Raw genomic sequence first — 24,557 nt, forward strand, 5'->3', positions numbered from 1 at the left:
ATTATAATTATAAAAAATATCTAAAATATTGTTGACTTTTATCTTAAGATTTGTTATTATTTGGTTAGTGAAGTAAATCTATGGAAGTATAATTAAATAATTAATAAGGATTGTTACTGTTCGGCAGGCAAAACCAGGTTTGTTAAGGGAATTGGATGATATCCGCATAAAAGGCGTATATCTCTTTAACAAAGTTGGTTTTTTTGTTTTTTTCAGGAGCAATTATGAAAATATCGAGAATAATTAATAATAATGTTGTAAGTACCTGCGATGAAGAAGGCAGGGAAGTCATTGTAATGGGAAGAGGCGTGGGCTTTAAGGCCAAGGAAGGCAGCACCATTGATGAGGATAAGATAGAGAAGGTATTCCGTCTGGACAGCCAGAACACCATGGATAAGTTCAAGGAACTGCTTGTGAACCTTCCGATGGAACACGTACAGATATCCGCTGAAATCATCAGCTATGCAAAAGAAGTGCTGAACCGTCCCATTAACCCGAATGTGTATATCACCCTTACGGATCATATAAATTTTGCGCTGGAGCGTTTCAAACAGAAAATGATGTTCAGCAACCCGTTGATCAGAGAGGTAAGAAGCTTTTATCATGCGGAATACCTTATCGGCGAATACGCCATTGCCATGATTGACAGGGACCTGGGGATAAAGCTCCCTGTGGATGAGGCTGCTTCCATTGCCCTCCACATTGTCAATGCGGAATATGATGCGCCTATGGGGGATACAATAAAAATCACCAATCTAATCCAGCAGGTATCAGAGGTGGTTGAGGAGTATTTTAATATAAAACTGGATGAACAGTCCCTGAGTTATGAGCGGTTCATCACACATCTGCGTTTTCTGGCCCAGCGGGTATTTACAGGGGAGCATATGGAACTGGATAACCTGGAGTTCCAGAAGGTCATCGACAGGTTATATCCGGAAGAATATGCCTGCAGCCAGAAAGTACAGGCGCTGATTAAATTGCAGTACGGACATCAGGTGACGGAAGAGGAAGTGGCTTACCTGGCCCTGCACATCAAGCGTATCAGGACAAAGTAGTATGGGTAGTATTATGGTTAAGGTCCCATGCAGGGGACAGAGAAAGGAGTAATAAGGATGTTTGGTTCATTAAAGAAACTGTTTGGGGGAGAAGAAAAGGATGAAAAGGTCATCGCAGCTCCGGTGAGCGGCAAAGCCGTGCCCATGAGCCAGGTCAATGACCCTACATTCAGCCAGGAGATTCTTGGCAAAGGCACGGCCGTCATTCCTTCTGAAGGGAAAATCGTTGCACCGGCAGACGGCCAGGTTACCATGGTGTTTGACACAAAGCATGCACTCAGCATACAGACCGATAACGGCGCGGAGCTGATAATCCATGTCGGACTGGATACCGTACAGTTAAAGGGACAGTATTTTGAAGCCCATGTACAGGCGGGAGACAGGGTCAAAAAGGGAGACCTGCTTCTGGACTTTGACATGGATAAGATAAAAGAAGCCGGATATGATGTGATTACACCTGTCATTGTGTGCAACACACCCCAGTTCCCGAAGATGGAGTGCATCAGCGGAATGGAAGTAAAGGCCGGGGAGACAGCAATCATTCAATTATAATCAGAGGTGGGGATGAGTTGATAGAGCGCAGCTTTATCCTGAAGGATGAGATGGGACTTCACGCAAGGCCGGCAGCCTTGCTGATGATGAAGATGCTTCAGGTCCGATCCGATGTGAAAATATCCTGTAATGGGAACACGGCGGATGCAAAAGATGTGATGGCCATCATGGCCATGAACACGGTGGCGGGGGATGAAGTCGTCTTCTGCATAGAGGGGCCGGATGAAGAGGAGGCCATGAAAGCAGTGGAATCTGTCCTGGCCGGATAACGGCCGGGACAGGTAAAAAATGATTTAAGCCTGAGACCAGGTTTAGATAAAGTAATCATGAACAAGTAAATCAGAGTTTTCCTATGGGAATAATGCCATAAGAGGGCTCAAAATAAGAAAGGGGATTTATGTTATGATGAAATGGCTACAGAAACTAGGTAAATCTTTGATGCTGCCAGTTGCCGTCTTACCGGTTGCAGGTATACTGTCCGGTATTGGTTATTGGCTCTGCCCGGCTGTCATGCAGGGAGGTGATATCACGGGTACGATCCCGATGATTGGTTATTTCCTGACACAGGCGGCCCTGGCATTGATTGACGGCGCAATCATCGCGCTTTTGTTTGCAGTGGGCGTTGCGGTCGGCATGTCAGATGACCATGACGGCACGGCAGGCCTGGCCGGTCTTGTTTCCTGGCTGATGATTACCCATCTGCTTTCACCGGGAGTTGTCCAGACATTGGCTGGCATTGCACCGGACAGCATCCAGGGGATGGCCTTTGCTAAGATCCAGAATGCACTGATTGGTATCATCGCCGGTGTGATTGGAGCTACCTGCTATAATAAGTTTAAGAACACAAGGCTGCCGGACTGGCTGGCATTCTTTTCAGGCAAACGCTGCGTTGCCATTGTTACCGCATTGTTTTCCGTCATAGCGGCAGCTATCCTGTTATTTGTATGGCCGATCGTATTCGGCGGACTGACTGCCTTAGGACAGTCAATTGCAAAGATGGGTGCGGTAGGCGCAGGTCTCTATGCGTTCCTGAACCGTCTGCTGATTCCGTTTGGTTTACATCACGCTTTAAACAATGTATTCTGGTTTGATACCATTGGACTTGGTGACCTGTCACACTTCTGGGCCGGCGACACATCTGCCAATGTAAGCTGGAGTCTGGGTATGTATATGTCAGGATTCTTCCCATGTATGATGTTTGGTGTACCAGGCGCCGCATTGGCGATTGTACACTGCGCAAAGGACAACAAGAAAAAAGTCGCTATCGGCCTTGTGGCGTCCGCAGCCCTCTGTGCATTTATCTGCGGCGTTACAGAACCCTTTGAATTTGGCTTCATGTTCCTTGCACCTGTATTGTACGTGGTATACGCTGTGCTGTACGGTATTTTTACCTACATCACCGTGCTGGTTGGTTTCCGTGCCGGTTTCTCCTTCTCCGCAGGCGCAACAGATCTCCTGTTCTCAGCATCCCTTCCGGCTGCTGCGAAAACCTGGATGATCATCCCCTTAGGAATTGCGGCATTCATCGTATTCTATGTGGTATTCCGCTTCATGATTACGAAGTTTAACTTAAAGACACCTGGCCGTGAGGATGATGATGAGCTTGATGAGACAGTTGTAAAACTTGCCAATAACGATTATACCCAGGTTGCAAAAATTGTGCTGGAAGGTCTTGGCGGCAAAGGAAATATCACAAGCGTTGATAACTGTATTACCAGGTTAAGACTGGAAATCAAGGATTACACCCAGGTGGATGAGAAGAAGATTAAATCTGCCGGCATTGCCGGTGTCATCCGTCCAAGCAAGACCAGTGTACAGGTCATTGTCGGCACACAGGTACAGTTTGTTGCGGATGAGTTTAAGAAACTGATGAAGTAATAGGTATATGGAAGTGTCCAGATTGAGGGGACGGCGAAGGCCGTCCCCTTTTGTGTCTTAAGATGGGAGTGGCCTCCCTGCACCATGATTGACAGATGGAGTGCCATGACGCCGTACAAAAATGAATTAAGTAATGACTAAATTTGGAAATAGTTGTATCATATTAAGAGAGGGGGGAATGGATTGTGCATGATTCATGATGTCAGAGAAGGAAAACAGGAAAAATATACAAATAGCACAAAAAGTAGTTGACAAATAAAACGTAACTAATTATACTACTATTTATAACACCACAGGAGAAATAAAATGAAGGATTTAGCAGCACAACATCAAAATGTACTCAGGTACAATAATAGTAAGGCTGTTATCAGAGTGATACAAACAAATAAATTCAATCCTATATCAAGGGCGGACATTGCCAAAGTGCTCCAGATGAGCCCCACTTCCATCACAAGGATCATCACATCCCTGATGGAGCTGGACCTGATTAAACAGGAGGAGGCTTTCTCAAAAGGTGTTGGAAGGAACGGGATTAATATCTGTATCAATAAGGACGCATTTTTAAGCCTTGGATTTGCCATTGACTGTGATTATCTTAAACTAAGTATCATTGACTGCGAACGCTGTGTGGCAGCGGAAGATATATTCCGCCTGGAGACAGAGGACTATGATATTGATAAGCTGATGAGCCGGGGAAAGCACATGTTCTGGCAGCTCTGTAAAAGGGAAGGAATCAATCCGTCGCTGGTTAAGTGCATGGGGATTTCCTGCTGCGGACTGGTGGATTATAAAAATGGGGTGTCATGTTTCTCACCCCAGCTGGGATGGAAGAACCTGGATATCGGAAAAAAGGCGGAGGAGATATTCGGCATGCCGGTGTGTGTTGACAATGACATTAAGATGGCGCTGGTGGGTGCTACCTTCCAGTCCACGGACATGAACCACGCGGATGTCACATATCTGTCCATTGGCTCCGGCGTGGGGGTGGCCGTCATGTACGGCGGGAATATGGTCCGTGGAATCAACAATGCGGCAGGTGAGATTGGGCATACCATGTTCTCGCTGAATGGAAGGCTCTGCGCATGTGGTAAGCATGGATGCCTGTCAGCCTATATATCGGAGCAGGGAGTGGTAAGGGAATGCAGCAATCAGGGGCACCCCATAGGTGAGCTGAAGGAACTGATGGCCGCCTACCATGGAGGAGAGGAGTGGACGGTGCCCATTATCGACGACCTGACAAAGAATATGGCCATGGCTTTCTGCAATATGATATACACCTACAATCCCCAGTATCTGCTGGTAGGGGGCAACATGGTGGTGGATTTCCCTGAGCTGTATGAGATGGCAAGGGTCAAGTTTTTAGATTTAATCAACGAGGATTTTAATCTGGATATCATAATCAAAAAAAGGGAATTTAAGAACAATGAGGCTATGGGCGCCGCATTTGTGGCCCAGGAACAGTATATAGACAGGTTGCTGACAACTTGAGATCCTTAACAGCATATTTGAATCTGCAAATAAGCGGAAACAGATATGCTTTCAATCAAAAACATTTATTACACCAATGGAGTAATAAATTAAATAAAAAAACCAGGAGGAAAAAGTATGAAGAAATTAACAGCCCTATTATTAACCGTTTCCATGGTAGTATCCCTGACCGCCTGTTCCTCAGGGGGAACATCCGGCACCACAGCTGCTTCGCCGGCCGGCGAAGCAGGCACCCAGGCCACAGAAGCAGCATCACAGGCCACTGAGGCGGCCAAGGAGGCCAGCGGAAAAGAGGAAGGGTTCACCATTGGAATTGCCTTTGCCAATGAAAATGGCGCCAGATGGCACTATGATGAGAAATTCATGGTAGAGACCATTGAGGCGGCCGGAGGCAAGGCATTGGTACAGTGGGCCAATTATGACCAGACAAAGCAGGAGAACCAGGTGGATAACCTGATTACCCAGGGAATCGACGCACTGATACTGATTGCTGTTTCTTCTAATATGTCTGCAACTGTGGAGAAGGTAAAGGAAGAAGGGATTCCGGTTGTCTGCTATGACAATTTTGTTGAGAATGCGCCGTTGGATGCATATCTGGACCGGGATAACGTGGAAGCTGGCCGCATTCAGATGAAAGCAGCCATGGAGGCCATTGGCGGCAAAGGAAAGATTGCCATTATCCACGGCGAACCCACCTCCAGCGTTGTTCTTGGCATGAAGAAGGGATATGACGAGGTCCTTGCTTCCTATCCGGACGTGGAAGTGGTCCTGGAACAGTACTGTGAGGGATACAGCGCAGAAAAAGCCCTTAAATATGCAGAGAATGCACTTTCCGCCAACAACGATGATATCCAGGCAATTGTATGTACGGCGGACGTGCTGACGCTTGGAATCCTGCCGGCGCTGGAATCAGCCGGTCTGGCCGGACAGGTATTCCTTACCGGCATGGACTGTGAGGTGGCAGCTATGCAGGCAGTCAATAAGGGGTATATAGGGGTGGACATCTGGACAGAGATTGATGTATGCGCATCCGAGGCCGCGAAGGCAGCCATAGCCCTGGTTAAGGGTGGGGAAGTGGATTATGATGAGATGATTGATAATGGTGATTACAAGGTCCCGAAAAAATATGTTCCTATCGTAGGCGTGACAAAAGACAATATTGAGGAATGGGCAACACAGATCGCACCGGAAGGATGGATAACAATGGAGCAGATTGAGGGCGGACAGTAACAGCAGGCATGGAAACGCGGTTTATCGGGTGGTAACAGCGGGCAGTAACAGCAGGCAGTAGCAGCAGGCATGGAAATGCGGCTGGATAAGTGGATGGACTTCCTGACAGGGAGTCCATTCCGCTGAAGGGCCCGTATTACAAAAGGAGCGTAAGGGACATGGAAAAACGAGAACCAATACTTAAGATACATAGCCTGACAAAAGAATTCCCAGGAGTGAAAGCAGTATCGGAAGCCGACCTGGAACTGTTCGGCGGCGAGGTGCATTCCATCGTGGGAGGCAACGGGGCCGGGAAATCGACCCTTATGAAAATGCTGGCGGGCGTATATCCCTATCATACATTTACCGGCACAATTGAACTTGGCGGGGAAAACTGTGAGTTTAAGACCATACTGGATGCCCAGAATAAAGGAATCGTCATGATTCCCCAGGACCTTAACATGCTGGAAGAGCTGAGTGTGGCGGAAAATCTCTTTATGAATAAATATCCGGTACATGGGGGTTTTATTGACTATCACAAAATGTACGGGGAATCCCAGAAGATTATTGATGATTTTGGACTGGGCCTGGAACCCCAGACAAAGGTAAAAGAAATCGGGATTGCCCAGAAGCAGCTTCTTGTCATTGCAAGGGCCATGTACAACGATGTGAAGGTACTTTTGTTGGATGAGCCTACGGCCACGCTGTCTGACAAGGAATGTAAAATCCTCTTTGGAAAAATTAAGGAGCTGAGAAACAGGGGGATTGCCTGTATCTATATTTCCCACAGACTGGAGGAGGTAAAGGAGATATCCGACATCATAACAGTCATGAGGGACGGCCATATCGTGGGGACGGCAGAGAATGTGGATATGGATGAAAAAAGGATTGTATCCCTTATGGTGGGACGCAAGGTAGATGAAGTCTACCCAGCCCATCACAGGACGCCGGGGGAGGTAGTGCTGTCCGTAAAGAATGTGACCATCATGGACCAGAAGGTGCCGGATAAGAAGATTGTGGACCATGTTTCTTTTGATTTGAGAAAGGGAGAGATCCTTTCACTGTACGGTCTGGTGGGGGCTGGCAGAAGTGAGACAGCGCTTGCCATTATCGGGGGATTTAACGGGGAAGTCACATGTGAGCAGGAAATCAAAGGAAAAACAGTGTACATAACATCGCCCGGAAAGGCCAACCGTTACAAAATAGGCTATCTGCCCGAGGACAGAAAAAAACAGGGGGTGGTGGACATAGCCAGCGTGGGGCGTAATATCACCATGTCTTCCCTGGAACATCTGGCCCATTATGGTTTTCTGGATAAGGACAGGGAAAGGGATGTGATTCGTGATGTCATTGACAGGCTTTCCATTAAAACCCCTTCATCAGAAACACTGATCCGCAACATGAGCGGGGGAAATGCACAGAAATGCGTGCTGGGAAGATGGATTGCCGCGGAATCGGAAATCCTGATTCTGGACGAGGCAACCCAGGGCATTGATGTGGAGGCCAAGACGCAGATTTATCATATCATGGATGAACTTGCAAGAAAGGGAAAGTCAATTTTGTTTATTTCTTCCGACCTGTCGGAGGTTATGGGGATATCGGACCGCATACTGACCATGCGCCATGGACGGGTGGTCAATATAACGGACGGCAAAAAGGCGGATAAGGACCAGATACTGTGGGAGGCCACGGTAGGAAACAAGGAGGAGTAAGATGGATAAGACAAAAAAACATATATTGAAGCGGGCGGGGACCTGTGTGGCAGTGGTGCTGATGCTTTATCTGTTCAACCGGCTGACAAACCAGGCGTTTTTCTCACAGTGTAACCTGACCATGCTGTTAAAACAGGCCTCTGTACTTATGATACTTACCTCAAGCCTGATGCTTCTGCTTATTGAGACCAACATTGACTTAAGCGGCGGCGCAGGTGTGTATCTGTCCGGCGTTACCTGCGCCCTCCTTGTGGTCAAATGCGGCTGGCCCATTTTCCCGGCCATTGTGGTCACCATTATGGTGGGTATCATGATGGGCGCTGTCAACGGTTTCTTTATTGGCAGGATAGGCCTTCCGGCTTTTATTGTAACCCTGGCAGCGCAGCAGATATTCCGCGGGACAGGTTATGTCCTGACTGACTGCGCCACCATAGGACCCATGCCAAAGCAGTTTACGGCAATCAGCGAGAACTTCATCCCCCCGGCCATTTCGGTCGCGGCCGTGATTTTGATTTTTGCGGCATTTGCATTTATCAATCTGCGAAATTACCGCAGGATGGGCAAATGGTACGGCACGAAAGGACATCTGGTGGAGAACCTGCTGCTTGGCGCAATGGTGGCAGCGGTAGCCATCTGGGTGTTTTACGGATATAAGGGGATTCCCATGGCAGCGGTCATCGCAGGCCTGATTGCATTCATGTCCTATATCATAACCACAAAAACCACCTTCGGAAGGAAAATATTCCTTATCGGCGGCAATAAGGAAGCCTCCAGGCTGGCAGGTATCAATATAGAGAATATTGTATTCAAATCTTATTTATATGAGGGACTGATGTATGGAATCGGAGGGATCGTACTGACGGCCCGGCTTGGAGGCGCTGCATCCACAGGAGGAAACCTTCTGGAACTGGATGCGGTAGCAGCGGCCTGTATAGGCGGTGTCAGCATGAGCGGCGGTGCAGGAAGCATCATGGGATGTATCAGCGGCGTACTTATCCTGACAGCCATAGATAATGTAATGAGCCTTATGAATATTTCCTCTTACCTGCAGATGGTCATTAAGGGCATTATCCTTCTGTTTGCAGTATGTCTGGATTTATATACCAACAAAGCTAAATTTAAGTTTAAATTAAAAAAATAATGTAAAAGAGGTAGATGATTATGAAGATTGCAGAGGGTATGTTCTATCACGAAGCCAATTCCTTTAATCCTCAAATGGTACATAAGGATGATTTTGTATATGAAGAAGGGCAGAATGTGATAGACAGGATGTTTGCCACAGAGGTGTTTGAGGAGGAAGGGGCTCAGATCGTGCCTCTGGTGTATGTAAATACGCTGCCAAACGGAATCTGTTCCAGGGAGGCATATGACTTTTATTCAGCCAGGATCTTAGAACTTTTAAGCCAGGACAAGGATGTGGACGGAGTCATGCTTCATCTGCATGGCAGCCTGGAAGTGGAAGGGCTGGGATCCGGTGAATATGACCTTGTGAAAAGGATACGCAGTCTTCTGGGAAAGGATGTGATAATCGGCCTGGCCCTGGACGCCCATGCCAACAATCATCCCAAGCTGGCATCCCTGGTCAATGTAATCCGCAATTACCGCACGGTTCCCCATACGGACCAGGATGTGACTGAGAAAACAGTTGCACGGCATATGGTGGACTGCATCAGGCATCACAAAAAGACCGTTCCCCAGTACGTAAGGATGCCCTATGCCATCCATCCGGAAAAGGCCACGGCTGCAACCTGGCCCCTGTGCGAGATTTATGATAAGTTGTGGGAAATTGAAAAGATGGAAGAGGTGTCGGTTGCAACACTTGGCATTGGCATGGTTTGGTGCGACTGTGAATCAATGGCCTCTAATATTGTAGTCACCCCATCTGAGGAACGTTATACTGAGGCATGTGCAAGGATAGCAAGGGAATTGGCAGATTACGTGTACGGATACAGGGAGCTGTTTGAATTCGAACAGGTTCCGATGGACCCCCATGAGGGTGTGAAATTCTCTGTCCAGTATCCGGAAAGCCCTGTGTACATATCTGATTCCGGTGATAATACAACAGGCGGCGCCGTAGGTGACCATACCATCCTGCTCAGGGAATTCTTAAAACTTAGGGATTTTAATGGAAGGAAGGTCCTGGTGACGTCCATATGGGATGAAAACGCCGTGGCAAAGTGCCTGGAACACAAGGAGGGGGACAGGATTACCTTATCAGTGGGACATGGCTATGATGAAAACACAAAAGCAGTGGAGGTCACAGGCACCATTAAGAAAATCGGCAGGCTGTTTGGATATATGGGCTGTGAACATGACGCGGTGGGAAATGCGGTAACCATTTCCACGGAAAATGTGGACTTTGTGATTATTGACCGTCCGGGTTCCTTTATTTCCGTGGGGCATTTTACGGAGGGCGCCGGGCTTGACCTGGATGAATACCAGGTAGTCGTGGTAAAGCAGGGGTATCTGTTTGCGGAACTGCGGAAACTGGCAAAACTGGCGATTCTGGCCCTTACGCCGGGAGCAACCCATCAGATTATTGAGAACATGGAATACCACAAAATAATACCGCCTGTCTACCCGCTGCACATCACGCCTGAAGTGGCAGGATAAAGGAGGTGCGGATGGATTCTAAATACGTTGAAGTAACATACGGGGCAGTGACCCCGCCTGAAACCAGTGTGGGACTGGTTCCGGTAGACCTGACAGCGGATACCTGGAACGAACGGCTCCAAAAGATACGTTCCAGGATGAAAGCGGGGGCAATGGATGCACTGGCGGTTTATGGGGACAGGGAGCATGGAGGGAACTTCGCATACCTGACAGGATTTGAGCCCAGGTTTGAGGAAGCAGTCCTGGTCCTCAGGCAGGATGGGCAGGCAGCGCTCATGGTTGGCAATGAAAACAGGAAGATGTGCGCGCACAGCGCCCTCCGGGCAGGTCTGGTCCATGTGGCCTATTTTTCCCTGCCCAACCAGCCCATGGGGAATGACAAAGATATGGCCGGACTTTTTGCAGAGGCCGGAATCGAACCAGGGATGACCGTGGGGGTGGCTGGCTGGAAAATGTTTACCAGCCAGTTGGAGGATAACAGCCAGCTGTTTGATGTCCCTTGTTTTATTATGGATGGGATTAAGAAGGCGGCGGGTCATGGAGCCATAAAGGCAGCATCCCATCTGTTCATCCACCCGGGACATGGGGCCAGGACCATGGTGAACGCCAACGAGGTGGCACATTATGAATTCGGTTCAGCCCTTGCATCAGACTGTGTGTACCGGGCAATGGACAGGCTGGCTCCCGGCATGACCGAGATGGAGGTGGCCGGACATATGTGCAGCCTTGGACAGCCTGTCAGTGTCACCACAATCTGTGCGGCCGGGGAACGGTTTGGCGGGGCTGTGGTATTTCCAAGAAATAAGAAGATACGGGTTGGCCATAAGTTCTCACTGACCATGGGGCTGCGGGGAGGCCTGTCATCCAGGGCAGCTTATGTGGCTGCGGGAGAGGAGGATATGGAGGATGCTGTAAAGGATTATGTGGAGGTACTGGCTAAACCATATTACAGGGCAGCCGCGTCCTGGTATGGAACCGTAAGAATCGGAATCACCGGAGGGGAAATGTATGAACTGGTTGAGCAGGTGCTCCCGAAGGCAGAATTTTCCTGGACCCTGAATCCGGGACACCTGACCGCGGATGAGGAGTGGATGTCCTCCCCCATATATTCCGGGTCAGATATAACGCTTAAGAGCGGTATGATGCTGCAGATGGATATCATCCCAGGAAAGGCGGGGTATGGGGGAGCCGGGGCTGAGGATGGGATTGTGCTGGCAGATGAAACACTGAGAAAGAAAATCCAGTCAGACTACCCGGAGACATGGAAACGGTTTGAGAGAAGACGCAGGTTCATGAAGGAGGAATTGGGAATCACGCTGGAACCAGAGGTCCTTCCCATGTCGGATATTGCAGGTTATATGAGGCCTTACCTGTTAAACAGGGGCTGTGCCTTCAAAATAGCCGGCAGGCAGAGTACAATGCCTTAAAATCAAGAATAAGTCAGGAGATAAATATGAGACATACTATAATTGAAAAAAAAGTAGAGCCGGAGCTGTGGACCAATCCGGTGCCGGTTCATCCGGAGGAGATACCTGTTCTTGGAAAAGAAGACTATGAGGGCAGGATGGCCAGGCTCTGGGAAATGCCCCAGGCAGAGGGGTATGACACAATCGTGATATATGGGGACAGGGAACATTTTTCCAATGTGGATTATTTTACGGGGTATGATGCCAGGTGGGAGGAAACCCTGCTGATCCTGCCGCGCCATGGACGCCCCGGCATTTTAGTGGGGAACGAGGGCATCGGGTATGTGAAAAAGGTGCCGGTGGAGATTGATGTTGAATTCTTCCAGACCTTCAGCCTCATGGGGCAGCCAGATGACAGGAGCCCGCGCCTGAAGGAGATATTGGAGAGAAGGGTGGTTTATGAAGGCGGCAAGATTGGGGTAATCGGTTTTAAGGCATATGGGCCGTCCAGACATACGGTAGGCGGATTGATTACCGATGTGCCCCATTATATGATTGAGACCCTTTGCCAGGTAGTGCCAAGGGAATGTCTGGAGAATGCCACACTTCTGATGGCGGACTGCCAGTATGGCCTGAAACACTGTGTTTCGGCTAAGGAAATCGTGATTTTTGAAGTGGCAGGAACCAGGATATCCAGAGGCGTGCTGAACTGTCTCAGGAATCTGAAGCCGGGGATGAGGGAACTGGAGGCTTCCCGCTTCTGCCAGTTTGACGGAAGTCCGGCCAATATGCATCCCAATATTAATTTTGGGGAAAAGAATGTGGCCCTTGGACTGAACAGTCCAACAGAGTGGGAGCAGCTTGAATACGGGATGCCAATCGGAGTGGGTTATGGGCTCAGGGGAAGCCTGGTGCATAAATGTGGAATGTATCTCAGGGACAGAAATGACCTGCCGGCGGAAAAGTCCGGATATATAGATGGGTTCCTGGTGCCCTATTTTGACAATGTGGCGTCCTGGCATGAGATGATGAGGATAGGCACATCCTGCGGGGATATCTATGAGATGGTAGACCGGGAATTAGGCCTTGGGAAGTTTGGATGTACGCTTAATCCCGGGCATCTGACCCACACGGATGAATGGACCAACTCGCCTTTTGTCAAAGGAGGACAGGTTAAGGTGGCATCCGGTATGGCATTCCAGTGTGATTATACGGTTACATGCCACGACCCATTCATGAGCGCCCATGTGGAGGATGGTCTCATAGTGGCAGGGGAGGGACTCAGGAAGGAAGTGGCTGCCCTGTCCCCGGGCTGTTGGGAACGGATTCAGAAAAGAAGGGATTTTATCATCCGGGAACTTGGGATACAGCTTCCCGAGGAGGTGCTTCCCCTTTCAGATTTAAGCTGCGTATGTTTCCCATATATGGCTGACCTGGGCACTGTATTGGCCTGCGGATAAGACCTGCCACGTATGAGGCAAAGAAGAGATGCATAAGTATGGCGAATGGCTGCCGCGGGACTGATAAATGAACATGGTAAACGGAAGGATTGTTTCGGATGATTGATATCTGAGACAATCCTTTTTTCTAATATATGGAAAATATAGGTTCTTTATTGACACGGACGCAGTAATTTGCTAGAATACATTTAGATGTTTATATAAATATCTAAATGAAGGCCTGCAGGTATTTCAGGAAATGGATACCATGCAGACCGTACAATGCATGCCGTACCACGCAGACCACGTACATACGGAAGGAGGACTGTGTGTGTCATGCATACCACATACATACGGAAGGAGGACTGCCCATGTCCTTTGGCGACACGTTTAAAGCCCTTTCTGACCCCACACGCCGCGAAATCCTTTCCCTGCTCAAGCAGGGGAGCATGACAGCGGGGCAGATTGGCGAACATTTTGACACAAGCGGCGCAACGGTTTCCCATCACCTGACCATACTCAGGCAGGCCGGACTGATAGAAGACCGCAAATCAGGCAAATATATCTATTATGAACTGAATACCACTGTGTTTCAGGAAGTACTTTCCTGGATACAGACATTAATGGAGGCTGACAATCATGAAGAAGACAAATAAGAAACTGACATTCTGGGACATTTTATACTGGACACTGGCCGTTGTGCCGTTCCTCATATCATTAAGCTTTTACAGCAGGCTGCCGGACCAGGTGCCTACCCACTGGGGAGCGGACAATATGGTGAACGGATATTCCAGCCGGAACATGGCCGCCTTCGGCATTCCTTCCTTCATGTTCTTCATGGCGGTACTGGTCAATGTCATCCACAGGATTGACCCCAAAAGGGAGAATATCAGCCGCTCCAAGGAGCTGAAGCAGATAACACGCTGGTTTGTGGTGGTCCTTGCAGTACTGGTGCAGGTCATCATCATCCTGTCCGGAGTGGGCATATCATTCAATGTGGGAACGGTTATCAGCGTACCGATTGCCTTCCTTTTTGTGGCCATTGGGAATTACCTGCCCAAATGCCGGCAGAACTATTCCATGGGCATTAAGCTGCCCTGGACGCTGGCAGATGAGGACAACTGGAACAGGACCCACAGGCTGGCCGGTTATGTGTGGACAGCTGGGGGAATCCTGATGATGATCCTGGGATTTTTCCACTTGTCTGATCTGTATTTCACCATATTCCTGGCAATGGTCCTGATTCCTTCGGTTTATTCTTATATGATATACAGAAAGAAAAACAGCGGTTCATGATTGAATATATGGAATCTTTGAAGTATAATAACAAAATAACGATTCCAAAGGAGGATATCATGGCAGTTTCAAATGTATATTACACCAATATGAGAACCACGTTACAGGAAAATCTCCTGCAGAAGCTGGAGAGACTGGTTAAGAAGGCCGGTATGATGGATATTGATTTCAACAACAAGTATACGGCCATAAAGATCCATTTTGGCGAGCCAGGCAACCTGGCTTACCTGCGGCCTAACTATTCCAAGGTCCTGGTGGACCTGATTAAGGCGCAGAACGGCAGGGTGTTCCTGACGGACTGCAACACCCTGTATGTGGGCCGCAGGAAGAATGCCCTGGACCATCTGGACGCCGCATATGAGAACGGGTATAATCCTTTTACCACGGGCTGCCACATGATCATTGCGGACGGGCTTAAGGGAACCGATGACGTGCTGGTCCCCATTGACGGGGAATATGTAAAGGAAGCCAAAATCGGACGTGCCATCATGGATGCGGATATTGTGATTTCCCTGAGCCATTTTAAGGGACATGAGGCAACTGGTTTTGGAGGCGCCTTAAAGAACCTGGGAATGGGCTGCGGTTCCCGCGCAGGAAAGATGGAAATGCACAATGCCGGAAAGCCATATGTACATACGGATATGTGTGTGGGCTGCGGCTCCTGCCAGAAAAACTGCGCCCACGGTGCCATTACCATCACGGACCGCAAGGCGTCCATTGATGTGAAAAAGTGTGTGGGCTGCGGACGCTGTATCGGCGCATGTCCGGTGGACGCCGTGGATACCCTTGGCGATGAGGCCAACGACATACTGAACTGCAAGATAGCGGAGTACAGCCTGGCTGTGCTTAAGGACAGACCAAACTTCCATGTAAGCCTGGTTGTGGATGTGTCGCCCTATTGTGACTGCCATGCGGAAAATGACGCCCCCATTGTGCCAAATGTGGGAATGTTTGCTTCCTTTGACCCGGTTGCCCTGGATGTGGCCTGTGCGGACGCGGTGAACCGTCAGCCCGTGCTGCCTGGAAGCCTGCTTTCTGAGAAGGAGCATTGTCATCACGACCATTTTACGGATACCCATCCGGATACCAACTGGAAGAGCTGCATCGACCATGCCGTGAAACTGGGGCTGGGCAGCAAGGAATACAATCTGATCACGATTTAACTTAAGGAGGACGAAAGGGCATGAGCAGGAAACGTTCATTAGACACAATCTGTATCCAGGGAGGCTGGCAGCCGGAAAACGGCGGGCCAAGACAGCTGCCTATTTATCAAAGCACCACGTTCAAGTACACAACCAGCGAACAGATGGGACGTCTGTTTGACCTGGAGGAGAACGGCTATTTTTATACCCGGCTTGCCAACCCCACCAATGATGCGGTTGCGGCCAAAATCTGTGAGCTTGAGGGCGGGGCAGGCGCCATGCTTACCTCCTCGGGGCAGGCGGCATCCTTTTATGCCATCCTGAACATATGCCAGGCAGGGGACCATATTGTAAGTTCATCCACTATATATGGAGGCACCAGCAATCTATTTACGGTAACATTTCCCAAGATGGGAGTGGAGTGTACACTGGTGAACCCGGATGCGGATGAAGAGGAATTGAAAAAGGCATTCCGTCCCAATACAAAGGTGGTATTTGCCGAGACAATCGCCAATCCTGCCCTGACCGTGCTGGACATTGAGAAATTTGCCCGTCTGGCCCACAGCCACGGCGTTCCCCTGGTGGTGGACAATACCTTTGCAACGCCAATCAACTGCCGTCCCATTGAGTGGGGGGCTGATATCGTGATCCACAGCACCACCAAATACATGGACGGCCATGCCATGACGGTGGGCGGCTGTATCGTGGACAGCGGTAATTTTGACTGGGAAGCCCAGCATGATAAATATAAAGGGCTGACGGAACCGGATGATTCCTACCACGGCGTTGTATATACAAAGCAGTTCGGCAGGATGGCCTACATCATGAAAGCAACGGCCCAGCTGATGCGCGATTTAGGTTCCATCCAGTCCCCGCAGAACGCGTTCCTCATTAATGTGGGCCTGGAGACCCTTCATCTGAGGATGCCAAAACACTGTGGGAATGCCCTGAAGGTGGCCCGGTACCTTCAGGCCAGGGAGGATGTGGCCTGGGTGAATTACCCCGGACTTCCAGGAGACAGGTATTATGAACTGGCAAAGAAGTATATGCCTGACGGAACCTGCGGCGTCATATCCTTTGGTTTAAAGGGCGGCCGTAAGGCTGCGGCTGAGTTTATGGATAAGCTGAAAATGTGTTCCATTGAGACACATGTGGCTGATTCCAGGACAGCGGTCCTTCACCCTGCCAGCCATACCCACAGGCAGCTGAACGATGAACAGCTGGTGGAAGCAGGAGTGGACCCGTCCATGATACGCTTTAGCTGCGGGATTGAGGATGCGGCGGATATCATTGAGGATATCAGGCAGGCCCTGGAGGATTAAGGTGGGCCTGGAATATGCCTTGTGCTTTGGCTAAGGGCTGTTTAAAACGTATGGAAAAGATATAAAAGCATATTTAATTCCAGCTGTACCGGTAGTGGTGATTACCGTACGGCTGGAATTTTTTTGCATAAAACCAACTGCGCGCCAGCTTATGTTTTTGAGCTGGAAATACGGATGCAACAGAATGCTTTCTGCCGGAAATACGGATGTATCAGAATGCTTTCTGCCGGAAATAAGATACATCGGAATGCCTTAACTGGTAAATAAATGCTTGACAATGCGACACTAATGTCGCATAATAAAAGAGACACAAACGTCGCAAATAAACGGAGCATATATTATATATGGGAGAAACGGATGGGTATCAAGGGAGAGAAAACAAAACAGCTTATATGCCGGGCAGCCTATGGACTGTTTGCAGAAAAGGGGTATAAGGATGTCACAATGCAGGATATCTGCATGGAAACCGGTCTCAGCAGAGGCGGCCTGTACCGCCACTATGAAAGCACGGGACAGATTTTTCAGGAAATCATCACATATCTTCAGGCAGGTCAGAAGGATGAATTTGCCGGGAAGATAAAGGCCAAGGCGCCTGCTGCAGGGATATTGGAGGAGGTCCTTTGCCGGTATGAGGAAGAGATGATGGACAGCAGCAGTTCCCTGAGCCTTGCCATCTATGAGTTTTTCAGCAATCCTTTGTCGGCGGGATGCAGCCATTCCATTTTCCAGCAGTATCTTGCTTCTAAAAAGATGTGGGTGGAGTTGATTGAATATGGAATTGGCACAGGGGAATTCCGTCCGGTGGAACCGGAGGCTGTTTATGATGTGATTGTCTTTTCCTACCAGGGGGTAAGGATGTACAGCAGACTGATGCCGGTTGACAGGGCAATTACCCGGAGAATCACAGGACAGATTAAGAAAATGCTTCTTAAGGCAGAGGAAAAAGAGGAGGGCGCATAAGATGAAGACCGTATTTAACAGAAACAGCACACAGCCGGATGGATTGGGCGGTTCCCGCGCATTGATCAATCCATGGGATGTATTAAAGCCGGTTCCCGGTTTTCCGCAGACCTGTGTGTCTACATTTTCCGCAAAGATAATCCAGCGTTTTGCGGCAATGGAACAGACAGAGGTCATAGCGGGATTATATACTGCCAATGGAGTCAATCCGGTGTATAAGATAACATATGGAGGCAGGGAGTTTGGCCTTTATCTTTCACTGGTCGGTGCGCCTGCCAGTGTTTGCGGACTGGAGGAGGTAATTGCAATGGGCGCCAGGAAATTCGTGTTTTTTGGCTCCTGCGGCATCCTGAATGAGGAGGCGGTGGGAAATAGGCTGATTGTCCCAACCGGAGCTGTCAGGGATGAGGGGACCAGCTACCACTATCTTCCTCCAAGTGCGGAAATTGAAGCGGATGAAGAGACCACCTCCCTGTTAAAGGACTGCCTGACAAGATGCGGCTGCCCCTTTGTGACAGGAAAGATGTGGACCAATGACGCCATATACAGGGAGACGTTGGATCTTGTCAGGGAACGCCGGGACGCGGGCTGCATCGGTACTGATATGGAGTATTCCGCACTTCTGGCAGCAGCCCGTTTCAGGGGGGTGGGGTTTGCGCAGTTTTTCTATGGTGCCGACAGCCTGGACAACGATGTATGGCAGCCCCGGGATCTGACGGATTATGGATTTGGGAACGCGGATAAGTACATGACCCTGGCCCTTGAGGCTGCTTTGAGGCTGTAGGGCGCCTGGGCATAACCTGTAGGGAAATATTAGGAAAAACGTAAGGTATCCGGTTCCCGGCCGTGGTAGAATGAAGGTAAGCACGGGTGTGTCTGTAACGTCATTTCCGCCGGCTGGCGGAAAGCAGTTTTCAAATGCACCCTAAGAAAACGGAGGGGAATCATGACCGGAATCTATGGGCTGATACATATGGCAGTGGATCTGTCCTGTGCCTTCCTGGTGTACGCATTTGTGGTGGGAGGGGAACACTGGTATATCTGGCTGCTGGCCTACAATTTCTGTGCATTTGCCTTGCAGATGCCAATTGGCGCGGGGGCTGACCGGCTGGACCGGAACAGCCTTGTTGCTGCAGGCGGCTGCGGGGGCGTGCTCTGCGGCCTGGTCCTGGCCATGGCCGGGATGCCGGCCATGGCTTCTGTCATTGCAGGTATCGGGAATGCATGTTTCCATGTGGGAGGCGGTATTGATGTGATGAACCGCAGCGGGAACAGGGCAGCATTGCTGGGCATGTTCGTGGCTCCGGGGGCATTGGGGATTGTATTGGGAAGCAGCATTGGAAGATATGGAAACAGGATAACAGAAGGAACCATGCGGGTGGGCACTGCCCTGGCATTGGCAATGGCTGTGTCTGCCGCAGCTATCTGCGTCATGGCTGAACGGAAGGGGATATGGAGGAGGTCGGGCAATGCACCGGTTACCTATGGGAACCTGTCCTTTTCTCAGCGGATGGCGGTCCTATGCTTTTTGGGAACTGTCATACTGCGTTCCTATTCCGGAATGGTACAGGACTTCCCATGGAAGGAGGAACTGGCCGGAAGCGCCTGGTTCCTGGTCTGTGCAGTGGTCCTGGGGAAAATGGCGGGCGGGGTCCTGGCAGACTGCATGGGAGTGGAACAGGCGGCGCAGCGTTCCATGTGCGCGGCCGCGGCCGGGTTTCTCTGCCAGATGTACCCTTTGACGGGAATCCTTGGGGTTTTCTGCTGGAACATGTCCATGCCCCTTACCTTGTGGGCGGTTTCCGGATTATTTCCTGGAGCAAAGGGGTTTGGCTTCGGCCTTCTGACCTTTGGGCTGTTTGTGGGGTTCTGCCCTGTATATCTGGCGGGAGCCGGGATATATACAGGAGGAGCTGCCAGGGCGGCTGCTTCCCCGGCCGGCATGGCTGTGATGGCCATCCTGTCCATGCTGCTTTTGACATGGGGGATAAGGCAGGTGAGGGAATGATGGGAATTTGGGTAATTGGGACCCTGGCAGTGTCCCTGGGGCTTACCATTGTTCTGGAGGAAACATTTGGCTGGATGTGGGGAGTCAGGAACAGGTGGGATATGACGCTGGTTGTACTTGTGAATGTCCTGACCAATCCGGCGGTGGTGTATTTATATTATATGAACATGATTTTTGTGGGCTGGAACCGGATTCTGGTTACTGTATTCCTGGAGATGGCCGCGGCTGCGGCGGAAGGCCTGTGTTATGGGGCAGCCGGGCGCGGCATCAGACATCCATGGCTGTTTTCAGCCGGGGCAAACCTGTTTTCCTTTATGATGGGAACCGTGCTGGCCCTGTTGATATAAGGAGGTGCATTGATATGAAAGGAAAAAGAGGGAAAAGAATGCAGTGGGCCGTATGTTTTGGGAAAACAGCCATAAGCGCGGCCATTCTGGCGGCTTGCCTGTGCGGGATGTCTGCCAAAACCGCACGGGCGGATGTAATCTGGACGCCGGAGGATTCATTTTATGAAAAAAATTATGATGACTGTGATTATGTGGGACGCCGGTATTATGCCAATGGCCCCAAGGGATATGTGTCTGTGGTGAAGGAGCCCGGGGCCCGGGAAGTGCTGGATTTCATTCCCAATGGGGAAATATTCTATGTATCCATGTCTTATGATAAGGGCATCACGGATACCTGGGGTCTGGTCCAGTATAAGATGGACCGGGACAACCGGCCTGTGGAGGACTACAGCTGGGATGATGACGCCACGGTGGGCTGGATTGACATGGACAGCCTTGTGGTGGTTTATGATGGACAGAGCTTTGCCGAGGAACATAAAGCCGGGATAAAAGAAACAGGAGGAACGGATATGCCCCAGGTGTCCATGCCGGATAATGGCGTGATTTATCTGTGGGAATATCCTGGATCCGGGGAACTGTACGGCAAAGTGGATTCCCTGGAAGGGAAGATGGAGTTTGATAAGACATATGAGGATGAGGACAAAAATCTTTGGGGACATTCTGTATATTATTACGGATATAAGGATTTCTGGGTCAATATCAGCAGCCCCGGTGAGGAACATCCCAAGGCAATGGAGATAAAAAAGCCGGAGCTGGTTCCGGCCATGAGCCGGTCTGACCTGGACGGGCTTCCCAAAACAGGGCAGGATAAGATGGCGTTACCTGTAATTGTGGGAGGGCTGATTGTGTTTGTTATTGTGGTGACGGGCGCGTTGATTTACGGTATGTCGGTCAGAAAGGGAAGGAAAAATCCTGAATGACAGATAAAAGGACAATGAAATAAGGTTGTAAATAAGGCTGTGGGAAAGGAAGGAGCTCATGGGACGGGAGATTGGATACAGATTTGAAAACGGGTTCAATGGTATGTTTAGATGGGGAAACGCATATTCCGTGCATAGGGGAGGCAGTAAGGACGGACGGAGGATGATTTCCGCGGCCGGGATCTTACTGTGGGCGGTACTTTTAAGCGGCTGCGTCCAAGGGATGGATACAGGTATTGTCCAGACAGCGGATTCCCACGTACAGGCGGCCGGGACCGCGCCTCAGGAAAGCCCGGTTTCGGGCGCGGAGTCCGCAGCAGACCATGCCGGACCTGTAAGCGGAGTCCAGTTTGTGGAGGGACATGGTATCTGCGCGCCCGGGTCGCCTCCTGTTTATTATATGGATCCGGGGCAGCAGCCCATAGAGTCAGAAGGAGCCAAAGCATGGCTTGAATCCGTGACCTATCAGGATGGGAAATGGTATTACCGTGTGAAGGTGGAGGATTATTCAGCCACGGTCATACCGGATGATGGGAACTGGGTTTGCCAAAGCAGTGATTTCCTGGACCGGGCCGGCCTGGGGTCTGGGGCCGGGAGGCAGACAGGGGAATCCATGGCAGATTATATTGAAGGCACCGGAATACCGGGCGGAAGGGTCACGGCAGCCAGACGCGCCAGTTCCATTGAATATGGGACTTATGAAACCAAGGGATGCTTAACAATTTACCTGGAGTATTTCACGGAAAACCAGGCCCTTGATTCCTTGTCTCCTCAGGGCACATATGAACTTCACGTACCGGGATTTGAGCAGGCATTTTCCGTTACGTTCGTGAAGGCCGGGGAATATCCGGCGGCGGAAGACATACCTGGGATTGTATTTCATGAAGGGATGGGAATCATGGCAAAAGGACAATGGACGGACACGGGCCTGGATATAACCTATTATACATACCCGGAACAGGGGTATATCATGTATCCGGTTCTTTCAGGACTCAGCTATAGGAAGGGGGACCTGGAAGGATATGGACGGCTGAGGGACAGAGGGCACAGCGCCAATGTTTCCTGGGATTACTTAAGCGGACTGCCTGAGGGAATCCAGGGACAGACAATCTCCTATGACCTGGCGCCGTCCGCAAAGGGCGGCCGCATATGGCTGGGGTTTGATTCTGTAGGTATGGTCCATACCGGGGAGCCGGTGAAGCTGTTGGTTCCCGTAAGGGACGGGCCCGCGGACCTGGATACTGTGATTGAACTGGAAGAGTGCACGGTAAAATTCACCAGCGCCAGGCAATCAGGGGAGCCAATCCAAAAGGATGCCTGGGGAGAGGATGGGACAGGGCCTTTTGTGTTCGTGGGGACAGAGGTCAGGATGAGGGATCCTTCCAGGAAGTTCACGGCGCTTATCATGCATAAGGCGGTAGAAAACCCTGCATCCTACCCATACCCCATAACGGCAAGGCCAGTTTATGATGAGTCCGGCGCAAATGGGAACAATTCGGGAAACGCAGGGCTTAAGGGGTATGAGATAAGCTGCAGCGAATGTGGATCCGCCGTGGAGCTGGAGATAAACGGAGTGATGTATGACTGGGAACAGGAATTCCTGGTTCCGGTCCAGATAGACGGACTGTAATGGCATGAAGATGTATTACCGGTATAAAAGAAAAGCCTGGGGATATCCTCCGGGCTTTTTGTTATCTGCCCAGTTGCCCGGATTATTTTTATAATATGCTTGACAAAGATAACTGTATCATGTATAGTTACAGTAAGAACTGTAACAAATGTGATTACACAACAAAGGAGAAAAATGATGATAGAGAAGATGAATCAATATGACGCGGTTATAATAGGCTTTGGTAAAGGCGGCAAGACAATGGCAGGAGCCCTTGGGGCGGCAGGCAAAAAGGTTGCCCTGATTGAGCGTTCTTCCATGATGTACGGCGGCACTTGCATTAATGTGGGATGTATTCCTACCAAATCACTAGTATATCGTGCCGGCCTTGCTTTTGCAAAGGGAGGGGAACAGAACCATAAGGCAGATGCTTATAGGGAAGCCATGGCTCAGAAGGATGCACTGACAGCCAGGCTAAGGAAAAAGAATTATGATAAGCTGGACAGCAGCCCTAATATAACGGTCATGGACGGCACAGCCAGCTTTGTTTCACCTCATGTAGTGGAGGTGGTAAATGGGGAGGAACGGTTTCGGGTGGAGGGAGAGCTAATCTTCATTAATACCGGTTCCAGTGCCTTTGTACCGCCCATTGAAGGCCTGAAGGATAACCCGTATGTTTATACAAGTGAAGGGCTTTTAAACCGCAGGGAACTGCCTGAAAAGCTGGTTATCATCGGAGGCGGATATATCGGGGTAGAATTTTCTTCCATTTATGCAAGTTTTGGCTCAGAAGTGACCATACTTCAGGATGGGGATGTTTTCCTGCCAAGGGAGGACGCTGAGATTGCAGGGGAAGTGAAAAAGTCACTGGAGGCAAGAGGCGTCCGGGTCCTGACCGGGGTTAAGACAAAGGCTGTGCGCCAGGGCCAAGGCAAGGCAATTGTGGACCTGGAGGGCAAGGAGGGTCCGTTGGAGCTTCAAGCGGACGCAGTGCTGGTGGCCACCGGGCGAAGGCCAAACACAAAGGACCTGAATCTCAAAGCCGCAGGCGTTGAGGTCAATGCCAGGGGCGGCATCATTACCGATGATTCGCTTAGGACCACGGCGCCTCATATATACGCAATGGGCGATGTGAGGGGCGGGCTTCAGTTTACATACATTTCCCTGGATGATTTTAGGATTGTAAAATCCAGCGTCCTGGGAGATGGAAGCTACGATTTAAAGAAGAGGGGGGCTGTGCCCTACAGTGTGTTCCTGAATCCTCCATTTTCAAGAGTGGGTATGGGTGAGAAGGAGGCCCTGGAAGCAGGATACAAAGTTAAGGTGGCAAAACTGACGGCGGCATCCATCCCAAAGGCCCAGGTCCTGGAGCAGCCGGTTGGACTTTTAAAGGCAGTGATTGACGAGGAGACAGGATTGATTCTGGGAGCCCATCTGTTCTGTGAAGAGTCCTACGAACTTATCAATATGATTAAACTGGCCATGGATGCAAAGCTGCCCTACACCGTGCTGCGGGATACCATCTATACACACCCCACCATGAGCGAGGCTTTTAACGATCTATTTGCAATATAAACCATTTCATTATAAGGAGATTACTT

At 50.0% G+C, this 24,557-nt stretch carries 22 protein-coding genes; all 22 read left to right on the plus strand.

Annotation, left to right across the window (positions count from 1 at the left end; all coding sequences use genetic code 11):
* Window positions 1–224: 224 nt before the first annotated feature.
* The 22 genes from licT (at window position 225) to DWX59_RS25345 (ending at window position 24,531) form a co-directional block, all read left to right on the plus strand.
* On the plus strand, window positions 225–1,055 hold the full coding sequence (licT, locus tag DWX59_RS25235) for a BglG family transcription antiterminator LicT (protein ID WP_117562841.1): 831 nt from the start codon (window positions 225–227) through the stop codon (window positions 1,053–1,055).
* Window positions 1,056–1,112: 57 nt separating this feature from the next.
* Window positions 1,113–1,607 carry a PTS sugar transporter subunit IIA gene (locus DWX59_RS25240; protein ID WP_117562844.1) on the plus strand — a complete coding sequence of 165 codons (495 nt, stop codon included), beginning with the start codon at window positions 1,113–1,115 and terminating at the stop codon, window positions 1,605–1,607.
* A 17-nt stretch (window positions 1,608–1,624) separates the two neighbouring features.
* On the plus strand, window positions 1,625–1,876 hold the full coding sequence (locus DWX59_RS25245) for an HPr family phosphocarrier protein (RefSeq protein WP_117562846.1): 252 nt from the start codon (window positions 1,625–1,627) through the stop codon (window positions 1,874–1,876).
* A gap of 133 nt (window positions 1,877–2,009) precedes the next feature.
* Entirely contained in the window at window positions 2,010–3,485 is a 1,476-nt protein-coding gene (locus DWX59_RS25250; RefSeq protein WP_117562849.1) for a PTS transporter subunit EIIC, read from the plus strand.
* A gap of 372 nt (window positions 3,486–3,857) precedes the next feature.
* Window positions 3,858–4,973 carry an ROK family transcriptional regulator gene (locus DWX59_RS25255; RefSeq protein WP_166460305.1) on the plus strand — a complete coding sequence of 372 codons (1,116 nt, stop codon included), beginning with the start codon at window positions 3,858–3,860 and terminating at the stop codon, window positions 4,971–4,973.
* Window positions 4,974–5,090: 117 nt separating this feature from the next.
* Complete coding sequence (locus DWX59_RS25260; RefSeq protein WP_117562854.1) at window positions 5,091–6,203, plus strand: substrate-binding domain-containing protein; 1,113 nt, start codon at window positions 5,091–5,093, stop codon at window positions 6,201–6,203.
* A gap of 158 nt (window positions 6,204–6,361) precedes the next feature.
* Complete coding sequence (locus DWX59_RS25265) at window positions 6,362–7,894, plus strand: sugar ABC transporter ATP-binding protein (protein WP_147325861.1); 1,533 nt, start codon at window positions 6,362–6,364, stop codon at window positions 7,892–7,894.
* 1 nt (window position 7,895) lies between these two features.
* Entirely contained in the window at window positions 7,896–9,035 is a 1,140-nt protein-coding gene (locus tag DWX59_RS25270; protein WP_117562859.1) for a sugar ABC transporter permease, read from the plus strand.
* Between the two features lie 20 nt (window positions 9,036–9,055).
* A complete protein-coding gene (locus DWX59_RS25275) occupies window positions 9,056–10,507 on the plus strand; it encodes a M81 family metallopeptidase (protein WP_166460306.1) in 1,452 nt (483 codons plus the stop codon).
* Between the two features lie 11 nt (window positions 10,508–10,518).
* Entirely contained in the window at window positions 10,519–11,934 is a 1,416-nt protein-coding gene (locus DWX59_RS25280; RefSeq protein ID WP_117562864.1) for a M24 family metallopeptidase, read from the plus strand.
* A gap of 26 nt (window positions 11,935–11,960) precedes the next feature.
* Window positions 11,961–13,373, plus strand: a complete 1,413-nt coding sequence (locus DWX59_RS25285) for a hypothetical protein (protein WP_117562866.1) — start codon at window positions 11,961–11,963, stop codon at window positions 13,371–13,373.
* Between the two features lie 350 nt (window positions 13,374–13,723).
* Window positions 13,724–14,008, plus strand: a complete 285-nt coding sequence (locus tag DWX59_RS25290) for an autorepressor SdpR family transcription factor (protein WP_117562869.1) — start codon at window positions 13,724–13,726, stop codon at window positions 14,006–14,008.
* Window positions 13,992–14,648 (plus strand): SdpI family protein, encoded by a 657-nt coding sequence (locus tag DWX59_RS25295; protein ID WP_117562871.1) that lies wholly within the window; start codon window positions 13,992–13,994, stop codon window positions 14,646–14,648. The genes DWX59_RS25290 and DWX59_RS25295 overlap by 17 nt, the downstream gene beginning before the upstream one ends.
* A gap of 59 nt (window positions 14,649–14,707) precedes the next feature.
* A complete protein-coding gene (locus DWX59_RS25300) occupies window positions 14,708–15,811 on the plus strand; it encodes a DUF362 domain-containing protein (RefSeq protein ID WP_117562958.1) in 1,104 nt (367 codons plus the stop codon).
* Window positions 15,812–15,831: 20 nt separating this feature from the next.
* Window positions 15,832–17,112 carry an O-acetylhomoserine aminocarboxypropyltransferase/cysteine synthase family protein gene (locus tag DWX59_RS25305; RefSeq protein WP_117562874.1) on the plus strand — a complete coding sequence of 427 codons (1,281 nt, stop codon included), beginning with the start codon at window positions 15,832–15,834 and terminating at the stop codon, window positions 17,110–17,112.
* 357 nt (window positions 17,113–17,469) lie between these two features.
* The gene (locus DWX59_RS25315; RefSeq protein WP_117562880.1) at window positions 17,470–18,072 is read left to right on the plus strand and encodes a TetR/AcrR family transcriptional regulator; all 603 of its coding nucleotides are present in this window, start codon (window positions 17,470–17,472) and stop codon (window positions 18,070–18,072) included.
* A 1-nt stretch (window position 18,073) separates the two neighbouring features.
* The gene (locus DWX59_RS25320) at window positions 18,074–18,856 is read left to right on the plus strand and encodes a nucleoside phosphorylase (RefSeq protein ID WP_117562883.1); all 783 of its coding nucleotides are present in this window, start codon (window positions 18,074–18,076) and stop codon (window positions 18,854–18,856) included.
* A 162-nt stretch (window positions 18,857–19,018) separates the two neighbouring features.
* The gene (locus tag DWX59_RS25325; protein WP_117562886.1) at window positions 19,019–20,080 is read left to right on the plus strand and encodes a hypothetical protein; all 1,062 of its coding nucleotides are present in this window, start codon (window positions 19,019–19,021) and stop codon (window positions 20,078–20,080) included.
* Window positions 20,077–20,427, plus strand: coding sequence for a hypothetical protein (locus DWX59_RS25330; protein ID WP_227115686.1), 351 nt, complete (start codon window positions 20,077–20,079; stop codon window positions 20,425–20,427). The genes DWX59_RS25325 and DWX59_RS25330 overlap by 4 nt, the downstream gene beginning before the upstream one ends.
* Before the next feature lie 14 nt (window positions 20,428–20,441).
* Window positions 20,442–21,347: a cell wall anchor protein gene (locus DWX59_RS25335; protein WP_227115685.1), complete on the plus strand. Its 906-nt coding sequence runs from the start codon at window positions 20,442–20,444 to the stop codon at window positions 21,345–21,347.
* Between the two features lie 58 nt (window positions 21,348–21,405).
* Window positions 21,406–22,977: a hypothetical protein gene (locus tag DWX59_RS25340; RefSeq protein WP_117562891.1), complete on the plus strand. Its 1,572-nt coding sequence runs from the start codon at window positions 21,406–21,408 to the stop codon at window positions 22,975–22,977.
* A gap of 177 nt (window positions 22,978–23,154) precedes the next feature.
* Window positions 23,155–24,531: an FAD-dependent oxidoreductase gene (locus tag DWX59_RS25345; protein WP_117562895.1), complete on the plus strand. Its 1,377-nt coding sequence runs from the start codon at window positions 23,155–23,157 to the stop codon at window positions 24,529–24,531.
* Window positions 24,532–24,557: the final 26 nt, after the last annotated feature.

Origin of the sequence: Enterocloster aldenensis (genome assembly GCF_003434055.1) — a bacterium.
In the GTDB taxonomy this organism is placed as follows: domain Bacteria; phylum Bacillota; class Clostridia; order Lachnospirales; family Lachnospiraceae; genus Enterocloster; species Enterocloster aldenensis.

What these genes read in the sequence shown, in the direction of transcription:
- DWX59_RS25270 (WP_117562859.1), top strand. Translation starts at nt 7,896, where the DNA reads ATGGATAAGACAAAAAAACATATATTGAAGCGGGCGGGGACCTGTGTG.
- DWX59_RS25320 (WP_117562883.1), top strand. Translation starts at nt 18,074, where the DNA reads ATGAAGACCGTATTTAACAGAAACAGCACACAGCCGGATGGATTGGGC.
- DWX59_RS25300 (WP_117562958.1), top strand. Translation starts at nt 14,708, where the DNA reads ATGGCAGTTTCAAATGTATATTACACCAATATGAGAACCACGTTACAG.
- DWX59_RS25340 (WP_117562891.1), top strand. Translation starts at nt 21,406, where the DNA reads ATGGGACGGGAGATTGGATACAGATTTGAAAACGGGTTCAATGGTATG.
- DWX59_RS25315 (WP_117562880.1), top strand. Translation starts at nt 17,470, where the DNA reads ATGGGTATCAAGGGAGAGAAAACAAAACAGCTTATATGCCGGGCAGCC.
- DWX59_RS25260 (WP_117562854.1), top strand. Translation starts at nt 5,091, where the DNA reads ATGAAGAAATTAACAGCCCTATTATTAACCGTTTCCATGGTAGTATCC.
- licT (WP_117562841.1), top strand. Translation starts at nt 225, where the DNA reads ATGAAAATATCGAGAATAATTAATAATAATGTTGTAAGTACCTGCGAT.
- DWX59_RS25345 (WP_117562895.1), top strand. Translation starts at nt 23,155, where the DNA reads ATGATAGAGAAGATGAATCAATATGACGCGGTTATAATAGGCTTTGGT.
- DWX59_RS25250 (WP_117562849.1), top strand. Translation starts at nt 2,010, where the DNA reads ATGATGAAATGGCTACAGAAACTAGGTAAATCTTTGATGCTGCCAGTT.
- DWX59_RS25335 (WP_227115685.1), top strand. Translation starts at nt 20,442, where the DNA reads ATGAAAGGAAAAAGAGGGAAAAGAATGCAGTGGGCCGTATGTTTTGGG.
- DWX59_RS25265 (WP_147325861.1), top strand. Translation starts at nt 6,362, where the DNA reads ATGGAAAAACGAGAACCAATACTTAAGATACATAGCCTGACAAAAGAA.
- DWX59_RS25240 (WP_117562844.1), top strand. Translation starts at nt 1,113, where the DNA reads ATGTTTGGTTCATTAAAGAAACTGTTTGGGGGAGAAGAAAAGGATGAA.
- DWX59_RS25285 (WP_117562866.1), top strand. Translation starts at nt 11,961, where the DNA reads ATGAGACATACTATAATTGAAAAAAAAGTAGAGCCGGAGCTGTGGACC.
- DWX59_RS25305 (WP_117562874.1), top strand. Translation starts at nt 15,832, where the DNA reads ATGAGCAGGAAACGTTCATTAGACACAATCTGTATCCAGGGAGGCTGG.
- DWX59_RS25290 (WP_117562869.1), top strand. Translation starts at nt 13,724, where the DNA reads ATGTCCTTTGGCGACACGTTTAAAGCCCTTTCTGACCCCACACGCCGC.
- DWX59_RS25280 (WP_117562864.1), top strand. Translation starts at nt 10,519, where the DNA reads ATGGATTCTAAATACGTTGAAGTAACATACGGGGCAGTGACCCCGCCT.
- DWX59_RS25295 (WP_117562871.1), top strand. Translation starts at nt 13,992, where the DNA reads ATGAAGAAGACAAATAAGAAACTGACATTCTGGGACATTTTATACTGG.
- DWX59_RS25275 (WP_166460306.1), top strand. Translation starts at nt 9,056, where the DNA reads ATGAAGATTGCAGAGGGTATGTTCTATCACGAAGCCAATTCCTTTAAT.
- DWX59_RS25325 (WP_117562886.1), top strand. Translation starts at nt 19,019, where the DNA reads ATGACCGGAATCTATGGGCTGATACATATGGCAGTGGATCTGTCCTGT.
- DWX59_RS25330 (WP_227115686.1), top strand. Translation starts at nt 20,077, where the DNA reads ATGATGGGAATTTGGGTAATTGGGACCCTGGCAGTGTCCCTGGGGCTT.